This window comes from Halomonas sp. (assembly GCF_014859505.1).
Classification (GTDB): domain Bacteria; phylum Pseudomonadota; class Gammaproteobacteria; order Pseudomonadales; family Halomonadaceae; genus Halomonas.
Window position 1 is genome coordinate 1 of record NZ_JACUUD010000025.1, and the last position, 23,397, is coordinate 23,397.

23 protein-coding genes are annotated in these 23,397 nt (G+C 68.5%); 9 read left to right on the top strand and 14 right to left on the bottom strand.

Translation table 11 applies throughout. The annotated features are described in order from the left end of the window. The 5 genes from IBX53_RS05670 to IBX53_RS05690 form a co-directional block, all read right to left on the bottom strand. A partial coding sequence (locus tag IBX53_RS05670; protein WP_290906679.1) for a biotin carboxylase N-terminal domain-containing protein occupies nt 1-567 on the bottom strand: 567 nt, incomplete at its 3' end. Beyond that, on the bottom strand, nt 564-1,427 hold the full coding sequence (locus tag IBX53_RS05675; protein ID WP_290906681.1) for an enoyl-CoA hydratase-related protein: 864 nt from the start codon (nt 1,425-1,427) through the stop codon (nt 564-566). The genes IBX53_RS05675 and IBX53_RS05670, both read right to left, overlap by 4 nt. 15 nt (nt 1,428-1,442) lie before the next feature. Then, nucleotides 1,443-3,050 carry a carboxyl transferase domain-containing protein gene (locus IBX53_RS05680; protein ID WP_290906683.1) on the bottom strand — a complete coding sequence of 536 codons (1,608 nt, stop codon included), beginning with the start codon at nt 3,048-3,050 and terminating at the stop codon, nt 1,443-1,445. Between the two features lie 10 nt (nt 3,051-3,060). Next, a complete protein-coding gene (locus IBX53_RS05685) occupies nt 3,061-4,230 on the bottom strand; it encodes an isovaleryl-CoA dehydrogenase (protein WP_290906685.1) in 1,170 nt (389 codons plus the stop codon). A gap of 225 nt (nt 4,231-4,455) precedes the next feature. After that, the gene (locus IBX53_RS05690) at nt 4,456-5,397 is read right to left on the bottom strand and encodes a sodium-dependent bicarbonate transport family permease (protein WP_290906687.1); all 942 of its coding nucleotides are present in this window, start codon (nt 5,395-5,397) and stop codon (nt 4,456-4,458) included. Between the two features lie 119 nt (nt 5,398-5,516). On the opposite strand from IBX53_RS05690, the gene IBX53_RS05695 reads away from it, so the two are divergent. From IBX53_RS05695 to idi, 3 genes are all read left to right on the top strand, one after another. Further along, a complete protein-coding gene (locus IBX53_RS05695) occupies nt 5,517-6,503 on the top strand; it encodes a LysR family transcriptional regulator (RefSeq protein ID WP_290906688.1) in 987 nt (328 codons plus the stop codon). A gap of 171 nt (nt 6,504-6,674) precedes the next feature. After that, a complete protein-coding gene (locus tag IBX53_RS05700) occupies nt 6,675-7,823 on the top strand; it encodes a phytoene/squalene synthase family protein (RefSeq protein WP_290906690.1) in 1,149 nt (382 codons plus the stop codon). 28 nt (nt 7,824-7,851) lie between these two features. Beyond that, a complete protein-coding gene (idi, locus tag IBX53_RS05705; protein ID WP_290906691.1) occupies nt 7,852-8,436 on the top strand; it encodes an isopentenyl-diphosphate Delta-isomerase in 585 nt (194 codons plus the stop codon). A gap of 104 nt (nt 8,437-8,540) precedes the next feature. Here the strand turns inward: idi and IBX53_RS05710 are convergent, their stop codons facing one another. Genes IBX53_RS05710 through IBX53_RS05720 form a run of 3 tightly spaced genes read right to left on the bottom strand, consistent with a single transcriptional unit; the run spans nt 8,541 to nt 10,843 of the window. Beyond that, nucleotides 8,541-9,362, bottom strand: a complete 822-nt coding sequence (locus IBX53_RS05710) for a substrate-binding domain-containing protein (RefSeq protein WP_290906692.1) — start codon at nt 9,360-9,362, stop codon at nt 8,541-8,543. A gap of 54 nt (nt 9,363-9,416) precedes the next feature. Further along, nucleotides 9,417-10,142, bottom strand: a complete 726-nt coding sequence (locus IBX53_RS05715) for an ATP-binding cassette domain-containing protein (protein ID WP_290906694.1) — start codon at nt 10,140-10,142, stop codon at nt 9,417-9,419. Next, entirely contained in the window at nt 10,139-10,843 is a 705-nt protein-coding gene (locus IBX53_RS05720; protein ID WP_290906696.1) for an ABC transporter permease, read from the bottom strand. Before IBX53_RS05720 ends, IBX53_RS05715 begins: the two co-directional genes overlap by 4 nt. Before the next feature lie 138 nt (nt 10,844-10,981). Here IBX53_RS05720 and IBX53_RS05725 point away from each other — a divergent pair, with 138 nt between their 5' ends. Beyond that, a complete protein-coding gene (locus IBX53_RS05725; RefSeq protein ID WP_290906698.1) occupies nt 10,982-11,884 on the top strand; it encodes a helix-turn-helix transcriptional regulator in 903 nt (300 codons plus the stop codon). A 72-nt stretch (nt 11,885-11,956) separates the two neighbouring features. On the opposite strand, the gene IBX53_RS05730 is transcribed toward IBX53_RS05725, so the two are convergent. The 6 genes from IBX53_RS05730 to IBX53_RS05755 all read right to left on the bottom strand — a co-directional run bounded on the left by IBX53_RS05730 (nt 11,957) and on the right by IBX53_RS05755 (nt 18,209). Continuing rightward, nucleotides 11,957-13,117 (bottom strand): alpha/beta hydrolase, encoded by a 1,161-nt coding sequence (locus IBX53_RS05730; RefSeq protein ID WP_290906700.1) that lies wholly within the window; start codon nt 13,115-13,117, stop codon nt 11,957-11,959. Nucleotides 13,118-13,250: 133 nt separating this feature from the next. After that, nucleotides 13,251-14,699: a GntP family permease gene (locus tag IBX53_RS05735; RefSeq protein WP_290906702.1), complete on the bottom strand. Its 1,449-nt coding sequence runs from the start codon at nt 14,697-14,699 to the stop codon at nt 13,251-13,253. A 158-nt stretch (nt 14,700-14,857) separates the two neighbouring features. Then, nucleotides 14,858-14,983 carry a hypothetical protein gene (locus IBX53_RS05740; RefSeq protein WP_290906704.1) on the bottom strand — a complete coding sequence of 42 codons (126 nt, stop codon included), beginning with the start codon at nt 14,981-14,983 and terminating at the stop codon, nt 14,858-14,860. Further along, the gene (locus IBX53_RS05745; protein WP_290906706.1) at nt 14,980-16,188 is read right to left on the bottom strand and encodes an MFS transporter; all 1,209 of its coding nucleotides are present in this window, start codon (nt 16,186-16,188) and stop codon (nt 14,980-14,982) included. Before IBX53_RS05745 ends, IBX53_RS05740 begins: the two co-directional genes overlap by 4 nt. A 59-nt stretch (nt 16,189-16,247) precedes the next feature. Then, nucleotides 16,248-17,351, bottom strand: coding sequence for an aminotransferase class I/II-fold pyridoxal phosphate-dependent enzyme (locus tag IBX53_RS05750; RefSeq protein WP_290906708.1), 1,104 nt, complete (start codon nt 17,349-17,351; stop codon nt 16,248-16,250). A gap of 87 nt (nt 17,352-17,438) precedes the next feature. Then, the gene (locus tag IBX53_RS05755) at nt 17,439-18,209 is read right to left on the bottom strand and encodes an SDR family NAD(P)-dependent oxidoreductase (RefSeq protein WP_290906710.1); all 771 of its coding nucleotides are present in this window, start codon (nt 18,207-18,209) and stop codon (nt 17,439-17,441) included. Between the two features lie 276 nt (nt 18,210-18,485). On the opposite strand from IBX53_RS05755, the gene IBX53_RS05760 reads away from it, so the two are divergent. From IBX53_RS05760 to dctP, 5 genes are all read left to right on the top strand, one after another. Beyond that, on the top strand, nt 18,486-19,463 hold the full coding sequence (locus tag IBX53_RS05760; protein WP_290906712.1) for a TRAP transporter substrate-binding protein: 978 nt from the start codon (nt 18,486-18,488) through the stop codon (nt 19,461-19,463). An 87-nt stretch (nt 19,464-19,550) separates the two neighbouring features. Then, entirely contained in the window at nt 19,551-20,096 is a 546-nt protein-coding gene (locus IBX53_RS05765; RefSeq protein WP_290906714.1) for a TRAP transporter small permease, read from the top strand. Then, nucleotides 20,096-21,391 carry a TRAP transporter large permease gene (locus IBX53_RS05770; RefSeq protein WP_290906717.1) on the top strand — a complete coding sequence of 432 codons (1,296 nt, stop codon included), beginning with the start codon at nt 20,096-20,098 and terminating at the stop codon, nt 21,389-21,391. The genes IBX53_RS05765 and IBX53_RS05770 overlap by 1 nt, the downstream gene beginning before the upstream one ends. A gap of 5 nt (nt 21,392-21,396) precedes the next feature. After that, complete coding sequence (locus IBX53_RS05775; protein ID WP_290906720.1) at nt 21,397-22,176, top strand: AraC family transcriptional regulator; 780 nt, start codon at nt 21,397-21,399, stop codon at nt 22,174-22,176. Nucleotides 22,177-22,321: 145 nt separating this feature from the next. After that, nucleotides 22,322-23,389: a TRAP transporter substrate-binding protein DctP gene (gene dctP, locus IBX53_RS05780; protein WP_290906723.1), complete on the top strand. Its 1,068-nt coding sequence runs from the start codon at nt 22,322-22,324 to the stop codon at nt 23,387-23,389. The last annotated feature ends 8 nt before the right edge of the window (nt 23,390-23,397 follow it).

Genomic DNA, 23,397 nt, shown 5'->3' on the forward strand with positions numbered 1-23,397 from the left:
TCCGTCCAGGGCGGCCTGGAATCCCGCGGCGGATTCCACCACGCGCATGCCCTTGCCGCCGCCGCCGGCGCTGGCCTTGAGCAGCACCGGGTAGCCGATCTTGTCGGCCTCGGTCTTGAGCAGGGCGTCATCCTGGTCGTCGCCGTGGTAGCCCGGCACCAGCGGCACGCCGGCGTGGGACATGCGCTCCTTGGCGGCGGACTTGTCGCCCATGGCGGCGATGGCGGAGGCGGGCGGGCCGACGAAGGTGATGCCGGCCTGCTGCAGGGCCTCCACGAAGGCGCCGTTCTCGGAGAGGAAGCCGTAGCCGGGGTGGATGGCGCCGGCGCCGGTGCGCCGCGCCGCCTCGATCACCGCCTCGACCTTGAGGTAGCTCTCGCGGGCGGCGGCGGGGCCCAGGCGCACGGCCTCGTCGGCCTCGCGCACGTGGCGGGCGTTGGCGTCGGCATCGGAATAGACGGCCACGGTGCGCAGGCCCATGGCGCGTGCGGTGCGCATCACCCGGCAGGCGATCTCGCCGCGGTTGGCGACCAGCAGGGTATCGAACTTCTTCACTTCAGAGGTCATGAGCGGGGCTCCGCGGCACGGTTGTTGTGGCTGACGTCGGCCTGTTGTTGATCGGCGGGTGAGTTCCAGTCGGGGCGGCGCTTCTCGAAGAAGCTGGCCAGGCCCTCCTGGCCCTCGGCGCTGACGCGCAGCTCGCTGATCACCCGGCAGGTGTGCTCGCGGGTGGCCTTGCTGTCGGGGGCTCGGGCCACTTCGGCCAGCAGCGCCTTGGTGGCGCGCTGGGCCTGGGGCGAGCCGGCCAGGACCACATCGAGCATGGCCTGCACGGCGGCGTCCAGGGCGTCGTGCTCCACCACCTGGTGGACCAGCCCCAGCGCCAGGGCGGTGGGGGCGTCCATGACCTCGGCGGTGAGCGCGTAGCGGCGCATCTGGCGCGAGCCGATGGCGCGCTGCACGTAGGGGCTGATCACCGCCGGCGAGAGGCCGATCTTCACCTCGGAGAGGCAGAACTTCGCCTTGTCGGAGGCGACGACCAGGTCGCAGCAGGCGGCCAGGCCCACGGCGCCGCCGAAGGCGGCCCCCTGCACGCGGCAGAGGGTGGGGCAGGGCAGGGTATCGAGGCCGTGCATCAGGCCGGAGAGCTTGCGCGAGTCGGCCAGGTTGCCGTCGAAGTCGTAGTCGACCATGCGCTTCATCCAGCCGAGGTCGGCCCCGGCGGAGAAGCTCTTGCCCTCGGAGCCCAGCACCACCGCGCGCACCTCGCCGTGGTGGGCGGCCTCATGCAGCCGCTCCAGGTGGGCGTTGAGCTCGGCGATCAGGCTGTCGTCGAAGGCGTTGTGGACCTCGGGGCGCTCCAGCGTGAGCCAGGCGATGCCGCGGTCATCCAGTTCCAGCCGGGAGAAGGTCTGTTGCGTTGCCATGGGGGAGATCCTTCCTTACATGCGGAACACGCCGAACTTGGTCTCTTCGACCTCGGCATTCATGGCCGCGGCCAGCGACAGGCCCAGCACGTCGCGGGTCTGGGCCGGGTCGATGACGCCGTCGTCCCACAGCCGCGCACTGGCGTAGTAGGGGTGGCCCTGGTGCTCGTACTGCTCGCGGGTGGGCTGCTTGAAGGCCTCTTCCTCCTCCTTCGTCCACTCGCGGCCTTCGCGCTCGATCTGCTCGCGCTTGACCTGGGCCAGCACGCCGGCGGCTTGTTCACCCCCCATGACGGAAATTCTGGCATTCGGCCACATAAACAGCAGGTTGGGATCGTAGGCGCGGCCGCACATGCCGTAGTTGCCGGCGCCGAAGCTGCCGCCGATCAGCACGGTGAACTTGGGCACGCGGGCGCAGGCCACCGCGGTGACCAGCTTGGCGCCGTGCTTGGCGATGCCCTCGTGCTCGTACTTCGAACCCACCATGAAGCCGGTGATGTTCTGCAGGAAGATCAGCGGGATCTTCCTCTGCGCGCAGAGTTCGATGAAGTGGGCACCCTTGACCGCGGACTCGGAGAAGAGCACGCCGTTGTTGGCCACGATGCCCACCGGGTAGCCGTGGATATGGGCGAAGCCGGTGACCAGGGTGTCGCCGTAGTAGCGCTTGAACTCGTCGAAGTCGGAGTCGTCGACGATGCGGGCGATCACCTCGCGCACGTCGTAGGGCTTCTTGAGGTCGGTGCCGACGATGCCGTAGATCTCGCTGGGGTCGAGCTTGGGCGGCCTGGGTTCCTGCATCTTGAGCTGGCCGCGCTTCTGCCAGTTGAGCCGCGAGATGCAGGCGCGACACAGCTGCAGGGCGTGGGCGTCGTTCTCGGCGTAGTGGTCGGCCACGCCGCTCTTCTTGGTGTGGACATCGGCGCCGCCCAGGTCCTCGGCGCTGATGCTCTCGCCGGTGGCGGCCTTCACCAGGGGCGGGCCGCCCAGGAAGATGGTGCCCTGCTCGCGGACGATGATCGACTCGTCGGCCATGGCCGGCACGTAGGCGCCGCCGGCGGTGCAGGAGCCCATGACCACGGCGATCTGCGGGATGCCCTCGGCGGACAGCGTCGCCTGGTTGTAGAAGATGCGGCCGAAGTGGTCGCGGTCCGGGAAGACCTCGTCCTGGCGGGGCAGGAAGGCGCCGCCGGAGTCGACCAGGTAGATGCAGGGCAGGCGGTGCTTGCGGGCGATCTCCTGGGCGCGGATGTGCTTGCGCACCGTGAGCGGGAAGTAGGTACCGCCCTTGACGGTGGCGTCGTTGGCGACGATCACGCACTCCACGCCACTGACGCGGCCGATGCCGGTGACCACGCCGGCGGCGGGCACCGCGGAGTCGTAGACCTCATGGGCGGCCAGCGCCGAGAATTCGAGGAAGGGCGAGCCCTCGTCGATCAGGTGGTCGATGCGGTCGCGCACGAAGAGTTTGCCGCGGGACTCGTGGCGCACGCGCGCCTTCTCGCCGCCGCCCTGGGCGATGGCGGCGGTCAGCTCGCGCAGCTTCAGCACCTCTGCGCGCATCGTCGCCTCGTTGGTCTGGAAGCCGTCGCTGCGCGGATTGATCTGGGTCTGCAGGATTGCCATGGGCCTACCCTTACTTGGATTCGTTGAAGAGTTCGCGGCCGATCAGCATCCGGCGGATCTCGCTGGTGCCGGCGCCGATCTCGTAGAGCTTGGCGTCGCGCAGCAGGCGGCCGGTGGGGTACTCGTTGATGTAGCCGTTGCCGCCGAGCAGCTGGATGGCGTCCAGGGCGACCTGGGTGGCCTTCTCCGCGCAGTAGAGGATCACGCCGGCGGCGTCCTTGCGGGAGGTCTGGCCGCGGTCGCAGCCGGCGGCCACGGCGTAGAGGTAGGCGCGGCAGGCGTTCAGGGTGGTGTACATGTCGGCCACCTTGCCCTGCACCAGCTGGAATTCGCCGATGGACTGGCCGAACTGCTTACGCTCGTGGATGTAGGGCACCACGATGTCCAGGGCGGCCTGCATGATGCCGATGGGGCCGGCGGCCAGCACGGTGCGCTCGTAGTCGAGGCCACTCATCAGCACGCGCACGCCCTTGCCCAGCTCGCCGAGGATGTTCTCTTCCGGCACCGCGCAGTCCTGGAATACCAGCTCGCAGGTGTTGGAGCCGCGCATGCCCAGCTTGTCGAGCTTCTGGGCGGTGGTGAAACCGGGCATGCCCTTCTCGATGATGAAGGCGGTGATGCCCTTGGAGCCGGCGTCGGGGTCGGTCTTGGCGTAGACCACCAGCACATGGGCGTCGGGGCCGTTGGTGATCCACATCTTGTTGCCGTTGAGGATGTACTTGTCGCCATCCTTCCGGGCGCGCAGCTTCATGGAGACCACGTCGGAGCCGGCGCCCGGCTCGGACATGGCCAGGGCGCCGATGTGCTCGCCGCTCATCAGCCTGGGCAGGTACTTGGCCTTCTGCTCCGGGCTGGCATTGATCTTGAGCTGGTTGACGCAGAGATTGGAGTGGGCGCCGTAGGAGAGCCCCACGGAGGCGCTGGCCCGGGAGATCTCCTCCATGGCGATGCAGTGCGCCAGGTAGCCCATGCCGGTGCCGCCATCCTCCTCGGAGACGGTGATGCCGAGCAGGCCCATGTCGCCGAACTTCTGCCACAGATCGTTGGGGAACTCGTTCTTTTCGTCGATCTCGGCGGCGCGCGGGGCGATCTCGTCGCGGGCGAAGGCGTTCACCTGGTCGCGCAGCATGTTCAGTTCGTCGTCGAGGCCGAAGTCGAGGGGCTTGAAGGGCGTATGCATGGGCGGGGCTCCGGTTCTTGTCGGGTGGTGAAATTCGATGCTGGCACAAGACTAGGCGAGGTTGACGTTAACGTAAAGTGCAGCCGTTGACGGCTTAGACGAATGTCTCAAGCCCGGGGGCAGGAGGCCCAGGAAAGACAGAGAGCCCGAACCGGGAATTCGTCACAGGAACGAGTACCAGGAATGCCGACAAGAGGGGCAGCCGCGAAGGCTGCCCCTGGCGCCTTACCCGGCCAGCCAGATGATCAGCTGGTGGTAGACCGGGATGCCCAGGATCACGTTGAGGGGGAAGGTGAAGCCCAGGGCGGCGAGCATCGCCAGCCCGATGTTGGCCTGGGGAATGGCGGTGCGCATGGCGGCCGGGGCGGCGATGTAGGAGGCGCTGGCGGCGAGTGCGGTGAGGATCAGCAGCGACCCGGCGGGCAGGCCCAGCGCCAGTCCCACGGCCAGGCCGGCCAGGGCCAGCAGTGGCGGGGCGGCCAGGGCGAAGATCAGCAGGCGCCAGTGGTACCAGGGGATGGGGCGCAGGGTCTCGGCGGCGGTGAGGCCCATCTGCAGCAGGAAGAGGGCGAGCACGGCGTGGAAGGCGCCGGTGAGCAGATCGGTGACGTTGGCGCCCTCCATGGGGCCGTACATGGCACCGATCACCGCGCCGCCGGCCAGCAGGATCACCCCGCGGTTGGTCAGCGTCTCGTGCCAGATGCCCTGCATCGCTTCCCCGGGCTCGGCCCCCTTGTAGCGGCGATAGAGGGCGATGGCCACCATGATCGCCGGCAGCTCCATCATCACCAGATACAGGGTGACCTCGGCGCCGATCGGCAGGTTGCGCCCCTCGGCGAAGGCCAGGGCCACGGCGAAGGTGCCGGCGCTGACCGAACCGTAGTGGGCGGCGAGGCTGGCGCTGTCGGCGGGCGAGAGGCGCACCAGCCTGCGCAGCACCGGCATCAGGGCCAGCGGGATCACGGCGCCCAGCGCTGCCACGGCGACCAGCTCGGGCAGCAGCGACCAGCCCAGGTTGCCGTAGAGCGCCATGCCCCCCTTGAGGCCGATGGTCAGCATCAGGAGCAGGCTCAGGGTGTCGTAGGCGGCCTTGGGAATGGCCAGGTCGGACTTCACCACGCCGGCCAGCAGGCCGAGCAGGAAGAACATCACCACGATATCGGGCATGGGGACTCTCGCGCGTCGGGGTCAGGGGAACGCCGGGGATTGTGCGGAGCCGATGGTATTGATACCAATTGTGTTGATTGCGATGCAGTATAGATAATCATCTATATCATGGGGTCGCCATGAACATTCGACACCTCACCTTCCGGCTGCTGCAGGTCTATGTGGCGGTGGTCCGCAGCGGGTCGATCAGCGAGGCGGCACGACAGCTCCACCTGACCCAGCCCACCGTCTCGCTGCAGCTGAAGCGCCTGGCGGATACCCTGGGCGAGCCGCTGCTGGAGAGCCGCCACGGGCGGCAGGTGCCCACCGAGGCGGGCGGCGAGCTCTACCGCGCCAGCCGCGAGGTGCTGGGGCGCTTCGCCGACTTCGATGATTACCTGGCCGCGCTGCGCGGTGGCGAGCGGGGCCGCTTCTCCATCGCCCTGGTCAACACCGCCCAGTACGTGCTGCCTCGCCTGCTCGGCCCCTACAGCCAGGCGTTCCCCGAGGTCGACGTCACCGTGCATATCGGCAACCGCCGCCAGATGCTTACGCGCTTCGAGCGCCAGGAGGACGACCTCTACGTCTTCAGCCACCCGCCATCGCTTGCCCACGCCCTGGCCGGTCGCTTCCTGCGCAACCCGCTGGTGGCGGTGGCCCCGCGGGGCCATCGCCTGGCCGGTCGCGAGCGCATCGACATGGCTGAGCTGCTGGGGGAGCGCTTCCTGCTGCGCGAGCCCGGCTCGGCCACCCGCATGCTCTTCGAGAGCTGGCTGCAGGAGCAGGGGCTATCGCTGGGCCCGACCCTGCAGATGGCCAGCAACGAGGCGATCCGCGTGGGCGTGGCGGCGGGCATGGGCCTCGCCGTGCTCTCCGAGCATGTGTTGCCACCGGAGCACTCCGATATCGCCATCCTGACGGTGGCGGGACTGCCCATCGAGAGCCACTGGCAGTTCATCGTGCGCCGCGACCGGCGGCTCTCCCATGCGGCGCTGGGGTTCCTGCGCTTCGCCGAGGGGCACCTGGGCGACTGCGTGGAGCCACGTTTCCTGAGCAACGAGCTCGACGACCTGCTGCGACGGCTCGACGCTGCTCCAGTGCCTCCTCTCCGGGGGTCAGACCCTTAAGGGAAATCAAGGGTCTGACCCCTGGCGCGGCGGTTGGCGTTGGCTGGGCGTCGTTACCCTCCCGAGGCAGGCGTGATAGCCTGCCTTTCCAGCCTGCCTCACTGCTTTCACGTCGCGCTGGGAGAGCTGACCGGCCTCGGTCAACCGCCACACATGAATGGGTGTTCTGCCATGGCCCAGGTCCTTTCGACGGCTTCCGGAATTGCAGAGGCAGAGGCCTATCAGGGCAAGGTCCTGGGCGGGGTGTCACGCACCTTTGCCTTCACCATCCCCCAGCTCCCGGCCGACCTGCGCAAGGTCGTGACCAATGCCTACCTGCTCTGCCGTATTGCCGACACCCTGGAAGATGAACCGGCGCTTTCCGCGGTTCAGAAGACCCTCCTGCATGAACGGTTTCTGGCGGTGCTGAGAGGCGAGGAGAGGGCCCAGGGTTTCGCCAGGCAGGTCACGCCGCTGCTCTCGCAGGCCACGTCGCCGGATGAGCGAGAGTTGATGGCCAACACGCCACTGGTCGTTCGCTGCACCCACAGTCTCGATGCGCCCCAGCAGCAGGCGCTGGTCAGGTGCGTGAGCATCATGTGCCGGGGCATGAGCCATTACCAGGACAACGCCAGCCTGGAGGGCCTGGCGGACCTGGGCGAGGTGGACCGCTATTGCTATCACGTGGCAGGCGTCGTGGGCGAGATGCTCACCGAGCTGTTCTGCCAGCACTCCGGCGAGATGAATGAGAAGCGTGCCGAGATGCTGGCCCTGGCGCCGTCGTTCGGAGAGGGTCTGCAGCTCACCAATATCCTCAAGGACCTCTGGGATGATCGGCAGCGTGGCGTCTGCTGGCTGCCGCGCCGGGAGTTTCGAGCGCTCGGCGTGGACGTGGCGAGCCTGGCGCCGGGACGCGGTGATCCGGCGTTCGCCGCGGCATTGCGCTACCTGGTCGGCGTCGCGCATGCCCATCTGCGCAATGCCTTTCGCTACACCCTGATGGTTCCCGCGGAAGAAGCGGGGATCCGGCGGTTCTGCCTGTGGGCCATCGGCCTGGCCGTGCTCACCCTCCGGCGTATAGCGGCGCGGCCGACCTATGGCTCGGGGCGGGAGGTCAAGGTGTCGCGTCGCACGGTCAAGGCCGCCATCGTGAGTACCCGCCTGGTGGCGCGTCATGATGGGGCGCTAAGGCTGCTCTTCGGCGGTGTGACCCGGGGGCTGCCGCTCAGGCCGCTCTCGGACCCGCCTGGGGCACTGAGCGCATGGGCCTCCGAGTTCTCCGGTGGTGAGGGCTTTCCCGCGGCATGTCCTGGCCTTCGGTCAGGCAACGGCAAGGAGTAGACAGCGATATGGCCAGAGAGGTGACCCCTTGATCAACACAGGCTCAGCCGAGCGCGACGAGACCGTTTCCTTCGATGACGAGGAGCTGATCCTGGTCGACGACGAGGACCGGGAACTGGGTCATCTGGACAAGGCCAGGTGCCACGAAGGAAGCGGTGTGCTGCATCGCGCCTTCTCGCTGTTCGTGTTCAATCATCAGGGGGAGCTGCTTCTGCAGCAGCGGGCGGAAGGCAAGCGGCTGTGGTCGCTCTTCTGGTCCAACAGCTGCTGCAGTCATCCACGCCGAGGCGAGCCCATGGAGGAGGCGATTCACCGGCGACTCTGGCAGGAGGTCGGCATCGAGGCGCAACTCGCCTTCCTCTACAAGTTCCGCTATCAGGCCCAGTACGATTCCAGCGGAGCCGAGCACGAGCTCTGCTGGGTCTACCTGGGGATCAGTGACGAGGAGCCACGCCCCAACCGTCGGGAGATTGCCGACTGGCGCTGGATATCCCCGGCAGGGCTCGATGCCGAGCTGGCCTCTCATCCGCAACACTTCACGCCCTGGTTCAAGATGGAGTGGACGCGGCTACGCGGCGAGTTTGCCGCTCAGCTCGAGACCTATACCCGATAGGCCCGAAAGCCGATCACGACCCCTCGATGGCCCGGCCCGGCCTGATGTGAACGGGCCTGGCCGGGCACTGGCGTGTCTGCGGATGAGGCGCCGTCAACTCCGGTTCAGTCCGAATGGGCGTTCGGGAAGAACAGCGCCTGGCCGTTGACGGTGAACCCGGCGATGGCCTGCTGGCCCTCCGCGGAGAGCAGCCAGCCGTGCCACTGCTCGGCTAGGTCATGCTTCAGGTGGGGGTGCCGCTCGGGGTCGATCAGCAGGCTGCCGTACTGGTTGAAGAGCGCCTCGTCGCCCTCGAAGAGCAGGGTGAGCTCCCGGGGGTTCTCGAAGGCGACCCAGGTGGCGCGATCGCTCATCACGTAGGCGTTCATGCCGGCGGCGGTGTTCAGCGTCGGGCCCATGCCGCTGCCCAGCTCGCGGTACCAGGCGCCGCCCGGTTCGACGCCGGCGGCCTCCCACAGCCGCTGCTCGGCGCGGTGGGTGCCACTGTCGTCGCCGCGGGAGGCGAACGCCGCCTCGGCCTCGGCGATCAGCCGCATGGCCTCGGCCACGGTCTCGGCCTCACTGATGCCGGCGGGGTCCCCATCGGGGCCGATGATCACGAAGTCGTTGTACATCACGTCGGCCCGCTCGGTGCCGTAGCCCTCCTCGACGAAGCGTTCCTCACCGGCGGTGTCGTGGACCAGCAGGCTGTCGGCATCGCCGCGGCGGGCGATCTCGAAGGCCTGGCCGGTGCCCACGGCCACGACGCGCACCTCGATGCCGGTGGCCTCGGTGAAGGTCGGGAGGATGGCGTCGAACAGCCCCGAGTTGTCGGTAGAGGTGGTGGAGGCCAGGACGATGTAGCGCTCCCCGTCCTGGGCCTGGGCGGTCAGCGAGAGGCCCAGGATGCCGATGGCGGTCAGAGCGATGCGTGTCTTGTGTTGCATGGTCGCTTCCTTGTCATTGTCGGGAGGGTTGCCGCGATAGCGCGAAAAGCCGGGCTAGAGCACCAGCTCCCCGCGGATGAAGGCCCTCGCCTCGCGTGAGGAGGGGGCCGTGAAGAAGGTGGCGGCGTCGGTGTACTCGATCAGTCGCCCGGCGTTGAGGAACAGCACGTCATCCGCCAGGCGTCTGGCCTGATGGAGGTCGTGGCTGCTCATCACGATGCGCGTGCCGGCAGCGTGGAACTCCAGCACCGCGTCCTCTACCGCCTTGATGGCCGCCGGGTCCAGTGCCGAGGTGGGCTCGTCCAGGAACAGCACCTCGGGGCGGGTCAGCCAGGCGCGGGCCAGGGCCAGGCGCTGCTGCTCGCCGCCGGAGAGCACCCGTGCCGGTCGCTTCTCGAGGGCGGCGAGGCCGAAACGTTCCAGGGCCTCGCGAGCCAGCAGCCGACGCCGGGTCCGCGGGATGTCGTTGACCGCCAGCGCGTAGGTCAGGTTGGCGAGTGCCGAGCGCTTGAGCATCACCGGGCGCTGGAAGACCATCGCCTGACGGGGCGTTGGCCCTTCCCACTGCAGCCGCCCCGAGCTGCTGGTCAGCAGGCCATGGGCCAGACGCATGAGCAGGCTCTTGCCGGCGCCGTTGGGGCCCATCACCAGGGTGCGCCGGCAGCCCTCCAGCCGCAGGTCCAGCGGACCCAGCAGGCGCTGGCCACGATGGGTGAAGCCCACTCCATCGAGCACCAGGGCCGGGACCTCGGTCACGAAGCGTCTCGGCATGTCGTTCATCCCAGTCGCCTCCGCGCCGTTTCGCCGACAAGATAGGCGGCGGCATTGACCAGCAGTACCAGACCCAGCAGCACCAGGCCGAGGCCCAGCGCCAGCGGCAGGTTGCCCTTGCTGGTCTCCAGCACGATGGCGGTGGTCATCACCCGGGTGACGCCGTCGATGTTGCCGCCGACGATCATCACCGCCCCCACCTCGGCGCTGGCGCGGCCGAAGCCCGCCAGCACCACCGTGATCAGTCCCAGGCGAGCATCCCACAGCAGAGTAGGGATCATGCGCAGGCGCGAGAGTCCCAGCGAGGTGAGCTGCTCGCGATACTCCTGGTGGAGCTCCTCGATCTGCTGGCGGGTCAGGGCGGCGATGATCGGCAGGATCAGGATCACCTGAGCCACCACCATGGCGGTGGGGGTGAAGAGCAGGCCGAACTGGCCGAGCGGGCCCGCCCGGGAGAGCAGCAGATAGACGGTGAGACCTGCTACCACGGGCGGCAGGCCCATCAGGGCATTGAGTGCCACCACGATGGCGCCGCGGCCGGGGAAGCGCCACAGCGCCAGCGCGGCGCCAAGCGGCAGGGCAAGCAGCGCGGCGATGAGCACCGCGCTCAGCGAGACCTGCACGGAGAGCGCGACGATGCCGAGCAGCACCGGGTCCATGCCCAGGATCAGGGCCAGGGCGGTCTGGAAGGCGTTGGCGTCGGCGGGCATCGTGTTCTCCTGTTATCTCGTTGCATCTTGTACGTTGAGGCGACGTGATGCATCCAACGATGGAATTCATGCAGTCTTGTGCATGATATTGACCAGGCTGGTGTCGAGGCCTCCAGCCCACCGAGAAGGGAGAGATCCATGGAACGAGGCACGTCCCTGCCGACTCACGCCTACCTGACCACCGCCGAGGCAGCCGACTACCTGAGGCTCAAGGAGCGCAAGGTCTACGACCTGGTGCGCCAGGGTGAGATCCCCTGCGTGCGGGTCACCGGCAAGCTGCTGTTTCCCCGGCAGAGCCTCGACCTGTGGCTGATGAGCCATCTGGAGGGTGACCAGGCGAGCCGCCGGCCCGTGCCGAGCGTCCTGGCGGGCAGCCAGGACCCGCTGCTGGAGTGGGCCGTGCGCGAGAGCGGCTCGGGGCTGGCGCTGCTCTGCCACGGCAGCGGCGACGGCGTGCGGCGGCTGCTGGACGGCGATGCCATGCTGGCCGGCCTGCACCTGCTGGACCCGGAGAGCGGGCGCTACAACGAGCCGGCGAGGCTGGGCCTGGGCGGCATGCGCGACCTGGTGATGGTCCGCTGGGCGCGCCGCCGCCAGGGGCTGCTGCTGGCGCCGGACAACCCCCTGGGCATCCGGCGGCTGGCCGACCTGGCGCGGCCGGAGGTACGAGTCGCCCACCGCCAGCCCGACGCGGGCGCGGCGCGCCTGCTGCGCCTGCTGCTGGCGCGGGAGGGAATCGACGGCAAGCGCCTGACCCTGGCCGTCCACCCCTCGCTTTCCGAGGACGACCTCGCCCTGTCGATCCGCCAGGGCGAGGCCGATGCCGGGCTCGGCGTCGAGGCGGCCGCGCGCCGCCAGGGGCTGGCCTTCGTGCCGCTCCACGAGGAGGCCTTCGACCTGGCCCTGCGGCGGCGCAGCTACTTCGAGCCGCCGATCCAGCGGCTGCTGGCCTTCGCCCGGGAGCCGCGCTTACGCGAACGCGCCGAGGCGCTGGGAGGGTATGACCTCGGCGAGCTGGGCCGGGTGGTCTTCAATGCCTGAGGGCGGGGTGACGCCGGGGATCGCCGTCGCTCTCGCGTCGTTTTGCCCGGACCGCAGGAGGCGGGCTTGCGGTCACCGCTGCCTGCCTTCCCCCTCGCCCAGCCTGAGTACATGATGAATCGCCCGCCACAGCGTCCAGGCGTCTCGCCAGCGCGACGAGACCTCCACGTGGCCGAGCCCCCCGGCCTCGAAGAGTCGCGCCTGGCCGGCGGGGAGGGCGTCGCGCAGCCGCCGCGAGTGGCTGATCGGGATCACCCGGTCGTCGGGGCCGTGAACCAGCACCAGCCTCGCCTTCAGGGCATCGAGATCCCGGGAGGCGAGATCCAGCGCCTCGAATTCGTCGCGCAGCGAGGAAGGCAGGGCCGCGAGCAGTGACGCGACCCGCGCCGGGTCGCGATTGACCACCAGCGCGTGGAGTGCTTTCCCCTCGGGGCCCAGGCCGGCCAGCTCGGGGGCGGGGCCCTCGTCGCCCGCCAGCCGGCGTCGCGCCACGGCCGCCAGGCGCTGCCGATCCTCGGCGTCCTCCAGGGCATGGAGCTGGCTCTGCAGCATGGCCCAGCGCAGGTCGGCCTGGGGGGGAAGCGCCCGCAGGCCGGCGCCGCCGCGATCCTCCCCGGTGGTGGCGTAGCGCAGCAGGTCGGTCAGGTCGTAGTAGCCGCCCACGGCGATCACGAAGCGTACCCGCTGGGCGATGTCCGGCTCCATGGCGGCCAGCAGTGCCGGCCCGGTGGCGAAGCTGATGGCGGCGAGCGCCGGCCCCTCCCCGGCCATGGGCAGCGTGGCGGTGGCGTGGCGAACGGCATCGGCGATGCCTTCCACCTCGCGCATGCCCACCGAGAAGTCGCGCAGGCCGTCCAGCTCCGGCACCAGCACCGTGAAACCGGCCCGCGCCTGGGTGCGGGCGAAGGCCATCAGGCGCGGATCCCGACGGCCCGCGTCGGTGAGGCCATGCACCAGGACCAGGGTCCCGCGGCGGGGGGATGGCGGGTGGTAGAGGTCCGCCACGTAGCGGCGCCCCTCCACCGCGTAGGTCAGCCCCTCGCGGTCGGGAAGCGTCACGCGCTGCTTCAGCCGGCTCGGTTCCTCGCCGGCGGCCAGGTCGCCGAGCACCAGCAGGGACTCGTGCTGGCGTTCCAGCGCACTGCAGCCGGCCAGCAGCAGGCCGAGCAGCAGGCCCGGCAGCAGCGCAAGCGGGCCCCGCCGGCGGCGGTGTGGTGTGTCGTCCTCGTGCAAGCGACTCCTCCTGGCGGGCGCCGCATGACAACGACGCCGTGCCGATCCCGCGGTGCAGGGTGGCGGCCAGCCTCGGCTCGGCCCCCTTACAGCCTAGTGGGTTTACACACCTGATCGCCCGGTGGCCATGGCCTCAGAACGACCCCACCAGGCTGCCCAGGGTGATCAGGAAAACCAGGGAGAGGACCGGGATCAGCACGGCCACCACCGCAATATCCAGATAGGCCTGGCGATGGGTCAGGCCGCAGATGGAGAGCAGCGTGATCACCGCGCCGTTGTGCGGCAGGGCATCCAGCCCGCCGGTGGCCACCGCCGTGACCCGGTGCATCAGCTCGGGGGCGATGCCGGCGGCCTGACCCATGGCCAGGTAGGTGTCGCCCAGCGTCGCCAGGGCGATGCTCATGCCGCCGGAGGCCGAACCGGTCATGCCCGCCAGCAGATTGACCGCGATGGCCAGGGAGATCAGCGGATTGTCACCACCCACCGAGGTCACCCAGAGGCTGATCGCCTCGAAGGCCGCGAGCGAGGCGATCACCGAGCCGAAGCCGACCAGGCTGGCGGTATTGAAGATCGGCAGTAGCGAGGCATTGGCGCCGCTGTCCAGGGTGGTGGTGAGATCCTCGAGGCGCTTCAGGTTGGTGGCGATGATGACCACGATGGCGATCACCAGGGCGGCGATCACCGACCAGACGCCGCGCACCGACTCGATGCTGGTCGCGCCATAGGTCGGCTCGGCGAGATACCCGGTGTCCATGGCCGGGATCACCACCGCCGTGAACAGCAGGTTCAGGGCGATGACCAGCACGATGGGCAGCAGCGCCAGCGGCAAGGGGGGCAGGTCGCTGGCCGACTCCCGGGCAGTGACCTCGGCCAGATCGAAGCCTTCGCCCGACGCGCGTTCACGCAGGTGAGTGGCCGGCGGTGCGTCGTCCTGATGGCGGCCATAGCCCTCGCCCGCCACTCGCGCCTGGCGCGCCCGACGGCTCAGCCACACTTGCCCAAGCCCCAGCATGACCAGGCCGGTGAGGATGCCGAGCCCCGGCGCGGCAAACGGCGAGGTGCCGAAGTAGGGCATGGGAATAGCATTCTGGATGGCCGGCGTGCCCGGCAGCGCCGTCATGGTGAAGGTGAAGGCGCCGAGTGCGATGGTGCCGGGGATCAGCCGCTTGGGCAGGTTGGCCTGGCGGAACAGCGCCGCGGCGATCGGGTAGACCGCGAAGGCCACCACGAACAGCGAGACGCCCCCGTAGGTCATCACCGCGCAGGAGAGCACCACTGCCAGGATGGCGCGGGTGTCACCCAGGCGCTCGACGATGGCGCTGGCCAGCACCTCGGCGCTGCCCGAGTCCTCCATCAGCTTGCCGAACACCGCTCCCAGCAGGAACAGCGGGAAGTAGCGGACGATGAAATCGCCGGCGGCCCCCATGAAGACCTGGGTGTAGCTGGCCAGCAGCGGGGTGTCGACCGAGACCAGGGCCACCAGCACGGCCAGCACCGGGGCCAGGATCAACAGGCTGATTCCGCGGTAGGCCAGATACATCAACAGCAGCAGCGCGATGGCGATCGCCGAGATACCGATCATCGGGCGTTCCCCTCGTCAATGGCGGGATTCATGCGCCTGGTGTTGTCCGTTGCCATACCTGCTCCCGATCATCCGTGAATGCTGCAGTGCAGTATAGGCGTCCTGGTGGCGGTTGTCTCGCGAGGGTGGCGGTCAGCGATGCAGGGAAGCGGTGTCGTTCAGCAGAGCCGGCTGCCGAGCAGCAGCTGGGCGGCGTCGAGATGATGCCAGCCCCACCAGACCAGGGCGAGAGCCGTGGCGGTGAGAAGCGCGGCAGCGATCGGCAGCAGACGTGAGCGGCTCATGCCTCGGCCTCGGCGGGGGCGGGGCGGCTGACCGGCCGCTCGCTGATGAACCAGTGCAGGGCGGCGGCCACCACCGAGAGGAGGATGGCGATGTTCCACACCACCGCGTAGTCGCCGTGGAGGTCGTAGAGGTAGCCCCCCAGCCAGACGCCCATGAAGGAGCCGAGTTGGTGGAAGAGGAAGACGATGCCGCCCAGCATGGAGAGGTGCTGGACGCCGAACACCGAGGCGACGATACCGTTGGTCAGCGGCACCGTGGAGAGCCACAGCAGCCCCATGGCGATGCCGAACAGGTAGGCGCTGGTCGGGCTGAGCGGGGCGATCAGGAAGAGGGTGATGACCACGCCGCGGATCAGATAGAGCCAGGTGAGCAGGCGGGGCTTGGAGTGGCGCCCCCCCAGCCAGCCGGCGATATAGGTGCCGAAGATGTTGAACAGGCCGACCAGGGCCAGCACGGTGCTGCCCACCTGCACAGCGATGCCGCTGTCGAACAGGTAGCCGGGCAGGTGCACCCCGATGAACACCACCTGGAAGCCGCAGACGAAGAAGCCCAGGCAGAGCAGCCAGAAGCCGCGATGGTTGGAAGCCTCGTTGAGGGCGGCGCCCAGGCTGATGTCGCTGGCCGCCTTGGCCGAGGGGCGATCGCGCAGCAGGGCGCCCAGCGGCAGCATCAGCGCGGCGATGGCCCCCATGGCCAGCAGCGCCGCCGACCAGCCCAGCCACCCCATCAGGCCCAGGGTGCCGGGCAGCATGGCGAACTGGCCGAATGAGCCGGCGGCGCTGACAATGCCCATGGCCATGCTGCGCTTCTCCGGCGCCACCGCGCGACCCACGGCGCCGAGGATCACCGAGAAGGTGGTGCCGGAGAGGCCCAGGCCGATCAGCACGCCAGCGGAGAGGGTCATGCCCAGCGCCGACTCCGACATCCCCATGAACAGCAGGCCCAGGGCATAGAGGGCACCGCCTGCCACCACCACCCGGGCGGCGCCGTAACGGTCGGCTATTGCTCCGGCGAAGGGCTGGGAGAGCCCCCACAGCAGGTTCTGCAGGGCCAGGGCGAAGGCGAAGACGCCACGGCCCCAGCCCAGCTCCGAGCTCATGGGCTCGAGGAACAGCCCGAAGCCGTGGCGCAGGCCCATGGCCAGGGTGACCACCAGGCCGCCCAGGAAGATGATCAGCATTGAGTGGCGCCGGATGGCATCCATATCGAGCTCGTTGTATGCAGGCTAATTGTTGCTACTATGGCGGGTTGCGTCTTTCTTGGCTAGTCCACCAGAGCGGCCTCCAGAGCGGCGAGGCGTCCCGGTACCAGAGCGTCCTCCACCGCGGTGATGCGCAGCACATGGCCGAGTGCCGGGTCGGCGGGACGGGCGATCAGCTTGCCCTCGTCGAGCAGTGCCTGGTGCACACGACCGGCCTGCTTCGCGCTGGCCAGGCGTATGCCGACGAAGTTGGTGCTGCTCGGCAGGACGTCGGCGCCCAGGGCGCGGAAATGCGCCGCCAGACGCTCGCGACGCTCGCGCACCGCCGCCACGTGGGCGTCGACCTCGTCGGGGTGGTCGAGCACCACCTCGGCGGCGGCCTGGGTCAGGGTCGACACCGCATAGTGGATCCGCACCTTCATCATCACCGCCAGCGTCTCCGGCTCGGCGATGGCATAGCCCACCCGCAGCCCCGCCAGGCCATGGGCCTTGGAGAGGGTGCGCAGTCGGATCACCCCGGGCAGCACTCGCCGGCCGAACTCGCCCTCGGCATCCTCGCGGAAGTCATGGTAGGCCTCGTCGAGCAGCAGCCAGCAGTCGTCGGGCAGCGCTTCGCGCAGGGTCAGCACGTCGGCGTCACGGTGCAGATGGCCACCGGGGTTGTCGGGGTTGGCCAGGTAGACCAGCCGCGCGTTCTCCTCACGGGCGACCCGGGCCAGGGCCTCCAGGTCCGGCGCCAGTTGGCCGGGGCCCTCGTTGTAGGGTACCTCCACCAGCCGGCAGCCCTGGCCGCGGGCGAAGTAGCCGAAGGTGGGGTAGGTGCCGGTGGTGCTCACCACCGGCACGCCGGGTTCGGCCACGGCGCGCAGCGAGAGTGCGATCAGGCTGTCGGCGCCGGCGTCCACCAGCATCGCTTCCAGGGGAATGCCCTTCTGCTCGGCCAGGCGCCGACGGATGCCCAGCGCCTCGGCGTCGCCGTAGCTGTAGACGTGGGCGGCCATGGCGTCGCCGAAGTGCTCGCGCAGGGCGCGGTGGGGCATGTCGAGCCCCTCGTTGGAGCCCAGCTGGTGGGGAATCTCGCGGCCCAGGCGGCGCTCCAGCACGCGCACGCCGGGAAAGGGGTTGTGGGGACCGTCGCCGGTCAGGTGGTCGGGAAAGCGGGGCATCATGGGCTCCAGTCGGTGGTTCCTCTTGCCGCTACCCTATCAGGATCGACTCGCGCGCTCATGCCTCGGGGGAGCCTGGGAGTGGTCTCAGGCATCCCGCAGGATGGTGAAGGGCGACCACTGTTGGCACAGCGGGGCGACCTCGAGCCGGGTGATGTTGACGTGGGGCGGCAGTTCGGCGATGTGCAGGGCCTGCTCGGCCACGTCACGTGGCTGCAGGGCTCGAGTGCCGCGGTAGTAGTCGCCGACCACCGAGGCATCACCCTTCATTCGTACCAGGGTGAACTCGCTCTCGGTCATGCCCGGTGCCAGGTCGGTGACGCGCACCCCTTCGGCGCTGACGTCGCAGCGCAGGTTGTAGCTGAACTGCTCGACGAAGGCCTTGGTGGCGCCATAGACGTGGCCGCCGGGGTAGGGGGTGTGGCCCGCGATGGAGCCGATGTTGATCACCGTGGCTCCGGGGCCGGCTTCGATCAGGCGCGGCAGCAGCAGGCGGGTCACGTTGACCAGCCCGGTGATGTTGGTGTCGATCATGCGGTGCCAGTCGGCGAGGTCGGCCGCCTGGGCCGGCCCCTTGCCCAGGGCCAGGCCGGCGCTGTTGATCAGCACCCTCACGGCGGCGAAGGCCGCCGGCAGGGCGTCTATGGTGCGGGCCACGGCGTCATGATCGGTGACATCGAGCGCGGCGACATGCACCGGCACCCGCTCGCCCAGGGTCTGCTGCAGGGCCTCGAGCCGTTCCCGGCGGCGGCCGGTCAGGACCAGCGACCAGCCGGCCTCGGCGAAGCGGTGGGCACAGGCCTCGCCGATGCCCGAGGTGGCGCCGGTGATGAAGGCGACGGGGGTGGCTTCGTGCATGGTGAAATCTCCAGGCGTTAGACGGGTGTCGGTGGGGGTGCTATGAATGAGAGACCCGCACCGTCGCGAGGTCATATCCTCCTTTGGTCGCATCGCACAAGGACCAGGCCGCCACCCCGCGTCACATCGCGCTATCGTTTGACATCGTCACTGACGAAGCCTGCCTTCTCCAACCTCGATTTGAGCAATCGCGGGGCTTGCCCCAGGATCAGGCTTGCGGAGCCGCCGGTCGCGCGGTGGCACCCCACAACGACAATACCGCCGGGAGAACGTCACATGCGCAAGACGCTACTTGCCACCCTCGCCAGCCTGGGCCTGGCCGCGGCCGCCCCCTTCGTGCTGGCCAGCACCATCGAGATCCAGGTCAACAACACCATGAGCGAGGGTGGCTCCGAGAGTGCCGCCGTGGAGCGCTTCGCCGAGTACCTCGAGGAGCAGGCGCCGGGCCGTTTCAACGTCCGTCCCTTCCTGGCCGGCTCCCTGGGCGGCGAGAACGCGGTGCTCGAGCTGCTCAACCTGGGCCAGACCCAGCTCTCCATCACCGGCGGCAACTGGCGCCAGCAGTACGCGCCGGAGTATGACGCCATCACCGTGCCCTTCGTCTTCTCTACCTGGGACGAGGTGGATGCCTACATGGAGAGCCCCTCCGGCCAGAGGCTGGTCGAGATTGCCGAGGAGAAGGGCGGGATCAAGTACTTCGGCACCCAGCACCGTGGCCCCCGCCACATGACCGCCAACAAGGCCATCCATTCGCCCGAGGACCTGCAGGGCTTCCGCCTGCGGCTGCCCTCGCTGCCGGTGTGGCTGCAGGTGTGGGAGGAGATCGGCGCCCAGGTGGTCAACGTGCCGGCGCCGGAGATCTATCTGGCCATGCAGACCCGGCAGGTGGACGGCCACGAGAACTCCCTCTCGTCGCCCTACACCCGTCGCCTCTGGGAGGTGCAGGACCACATCATCCTCACCAGCCACGTGCAGTTTCCCTGGAACTGGGTGGCGAGCAAGCGCTGGTGGGAAGGCCTGGAGGCCGAGGACCAGGCACTGATTGCCGAGGCAATCGAGGTGGCTCGCCTGCACGGCACCGAGCGTGAGCGCGAGCTCGACGAGTACTACCTCGAGGAGTTGCAGAAGGAGGGCATGATCATCATCGAGCCTGACGTTGCGGCCTTCCGCGAGGCTGCCATGCCGGCCATCGAGCGCATCATGTCCGAGATGGCCGACGGTGTGATGGATGATGCGCTGGGCACCGACGACTGAGTGCATTCGCACAGATGACAGGACGATACCGGCGGCGCCCCCTGGGGCGCCGCCGTGCTGTCCCCGAGAATTATCGAGGAGTCATTCGTGGTAGAAGAAACCGGGATACCGCAGGCCCCTGTGGATCGCCTGGCCTACTGGCTGCTGCGCGGCCTGACCCTGGTCTGCGATGCGGTGGGCGTGCTGCTGCTTGCCGGCATCCTGGTGCTCATCGTGGCGGCCGTGATTGCCCGTGACGTCATCGGGCTCGGGATGCCCTGGACCGAGGAGGTAGCCTCCCTGCTGGCCATCTACGCCGTCGGCATCGGTTCGCTCTCGGCCCTGGTGCGCGGCGAGCACCTGCTGGTGGACCTCTTCAGTCACCGCATGTCACGGCTGGCGCTGGACCTCCAGTATCGCTTCAATTCGCTGCTCTCCTGCGGCTTCTTCGCGCTGGCGGCCTGGGGCGCCTGGATCATGTCCGAGATGAGCGCCAACAACCGCACGGTGTCGCTGGGCATCAGCTTCAGCTACCTCTACTACGGCATCTTCATCGGCTTTGCCGGGATGACGTTGATTGCCGCCTGGCAGACCCTGCGTGGCCGCGTGGCCTGGGTGCCGGGCGGCAGTCGTGACGATGAGGAGTCCCGCTGATGCTGGAACTGGCAATCTTCGTGGGCGGCCTGCTGGCGCTGATGATCATCGGGCTCCCGGTGGTAGTGGCGATCGGTATCACCTCCTTCATCGCTCTGGCCATGACCGGCAGCGGCGGCCTGCCGGTGGAGCTGATGTCGCTGCGCATGGTGCAGACCCTCAACAACTTCACCCTGCTGGCGATCCCGCTGTTCATCCTGGCCGCCAACATCATGAACACCGGCTCCACGACCACGCGGATCTTCGATTTCGCGACGGCCCTGGTGGGCTTCACCCGGGGAGGGCTCGGGCATGCCAACGTGGTGGCGAGCTCGATCTTCGCCACCATGTCGGGCACGGCGGTGGCCGATGCCGCCGGGCTCGGCAGCCTCGAGATCAAGGCGATGAAGGAGCGCGGCTATGATCTGGGCTATTCCACCGGGGTGACCGCGGCGTCGAGCGTGATCGGACCGATCCTGCCGCCTTCCATCGCCCTGGTGGTCTATGGCTGGCTGGCCAACGTCAGCATCGGGGCGCTGTTCATGGCCGGGGTCTTGCCGGGCCTGCTGATGGCGCTGCTGCTGATGGGCATGACCGTGTTCCTCGGGACCAGCCGTCGTGTGGTGATGCCCGAGCCGACGCCCTTCGATGTCGGCGAGGTGCTGCGCACCGGGCGGCGCGCCATCCTGCCGCTGATGATGCCGCTGATCATCGTCGGTGGCATCTGGGGTGGCTTCTTCACCCCCACCGAGGCCGGCGCCGTGGCCTCCTTCTATGCGGTGATCCTGGGTGCGGTGGTCTACCGCGACCTGACCCTGAAGGCGCTCTACTTCTCCTTCCGCCGCACCCTGATGTTCAGCGTGGCAATCCTGTTGATCATCGCGGTGTCGAGCTTCTATGGCTGGATCCTGGTGCGCATCGGCATTCCCCAGGCCCTGGCGGGTCAGGTGGCCAGTATCGACATGCCCACCGTCTTCCTGCTGCTCGCCTTCGCACTCTTCTTCCTGCTGATCGGCTGCTTCATGTCGGTGGTGGAGAGTATCCTGATCTTCACCCCCATCGTGGTGCCGGCGGCCCTGGCCGCCGGCCTGGATCCGATCCACTTCGGTATCGTCATGGTGATCACCCTGTCGGTGGGGGTCATCACGCCCCCCTTCGGCAACGTGCTGTTCCTGATGGTGGGCATCACCCGACTACGCTACGGGCAGGTGGTATCGGCGGTGCTGCCCTTCCTGATCCCCATCATCCTCTCCATCCTGATCCTGATCGCCGTGCCGCCGGTGGCGACCTGGCTGCCGAACCTGCTGGGGTACTGACGCCCATGCCCCATCTCGACCTGCGCACCACCACCCTCGCCCGCGAACACGTGGACCATGCCCACGATTACCACCAGCTGATCCTGGCCACCTGCGGGGTCACCGAGTTGGCCTTGGAGGGGGAGGGCGAGCGGATCACCGCCAGCCGGGGCTGCCTCATTCCAACCTCCAGCCGCCACGAGTATCTGGGCGATGGTCGCAATCGCACCCTGGTACTCGACATTCCCCACGGTAGCCTGGCCGGGCTGCGCGACGCCGAGCGCATCGAGCGCCACTTCGAACGGCCGCGCTTCTTCAGTGTACCTCCCCAGCTCCATCGACTGGCGGGCAGCCTGATGCACCAGCTCGAGCAGTGCCCGGCCCTTCACAGCGAGATCGCCGCGCTGCTGCTGCGCGCCATCCATCTTCATCTGGACAGCGAGCCGCTGGCCGGGGATGGCGGCTTTCCCCTGGCCAGGCGCCCCTGCGAGCGTCTCGACCTGGCCCGACTGGAGGCCTGGGTGGATCGTCACCTGGCCGACGAGATCCGCGTCGAACAGCTGGCCGAACTCTGTGCGTTGAGCGTGGGGCACTTCCACAGCCGTTTCCGCGAGATGACCGGTGCCACTCCCCAGGCCTACGTGCAGCAGCGCCGGCTGCGCCACGCCCGGACCCTGGTCTGCCACAGCGACCTGAGCCTGGGCCATGTGGCCTCCCTGGTCGGCTTCCGCGACCAGGGCAGCTTCTCGCGGGCCTATCGGCACCATTTCGGCACTACGCCCTCGATCGACCGCCGATCTTGCTGACCCTGCGCCGCAGTCTGGGCCAAAGGCTCCGCAGCCGCGGGCAAGCAGCCTCGCCTCGTTCGTCCTAGGCTTAGCGACAAGGCGGTGCTTTTGGCACCGCTGCTTCGCGAGCCATGCAACGAACAAATCACAAGAGGCAGGCATCATGCGCAAGAGATCCCTTACCGGGCTGTTCGCCCTGGCGTCACTTCCCCTGGCCATGGCGGCCGCCCAGGCCCAGGCCAATGAGATGGCCATCGCCACCATCCTTCCCGAGAATATGAGCAACAACGAGGTCTATCCGGCGCTGGTGCACTTCAAGAACCTGGTGGAGACGCGCACCGACGGCGAGGTGACGGTATCGATCTTCGGCAACAGCCAGCTGGGCTCCGAGGTGGAGACGGCGCGGGAGGTACAGGGTGGGCGCACCCTGCAGTCCACGATCATCACCACCGGCGCCATGTCCTCCTACTACCCCGACTACCAGATGATGACCGCCCCCTTCATCTTCGATAACTGGCGCCAGGCCTGGGCCTTCTTCGACGGCGAGTGGTTCGCCGACTTCATGTCCGGCACCATCGAGCAGACCGACATGCGCTACCTGGGCACCTTCGATGATGGCGGCGGTTTCGTGGCCTTCACCAACAACGAGCGGCTGATCCGGACCGTCGATGACCTCCAGGGGCTCAACATCCGCACCGAGGAGAACCCGGGCCACGTGGCGATCATGCGCGCGCTCGGCGCCTCGGCGACCCCGCTGCCCTGGGGCGAGGTGATCACCGCCCTGGAGACCGGCCTGGCCGACGGCCAGTTCAACGCGCCGGTGCTCAACACCACCTTCAATTTTCATGAGGTGACCGATTACACGACCCTGACCGGGCACGTCTACAACAGCGCCGCCTGGCTGGTCAGCGAGGATTGGTTCCAGAGCCTGACCGAGTCGCAGCAGGAGGCGATCGTTACCTCGGCCCGCGAGGCCATCGCCATCGGCCATGGCATGTCCGGGGCACTGGCCACCGCCAGCTGGGAGGAGTCCTGCGCGACCTTCCAGGAGTGCTACATCATGCCCGTCGAGGAGCGTACGCGGATGTCCGAGATCGCCACGCCCGCCTGGCGTGACTGGATCGTCGACGACTTCGGTCTCGATGGCGACCGGGTGGATGCCTTCCTGGAAGAGGTCGAGCGCGTTCGCGTCGAGGTGGCCGACTCCGACGTCGCCACCTACGGGCGCTGATACCGAGG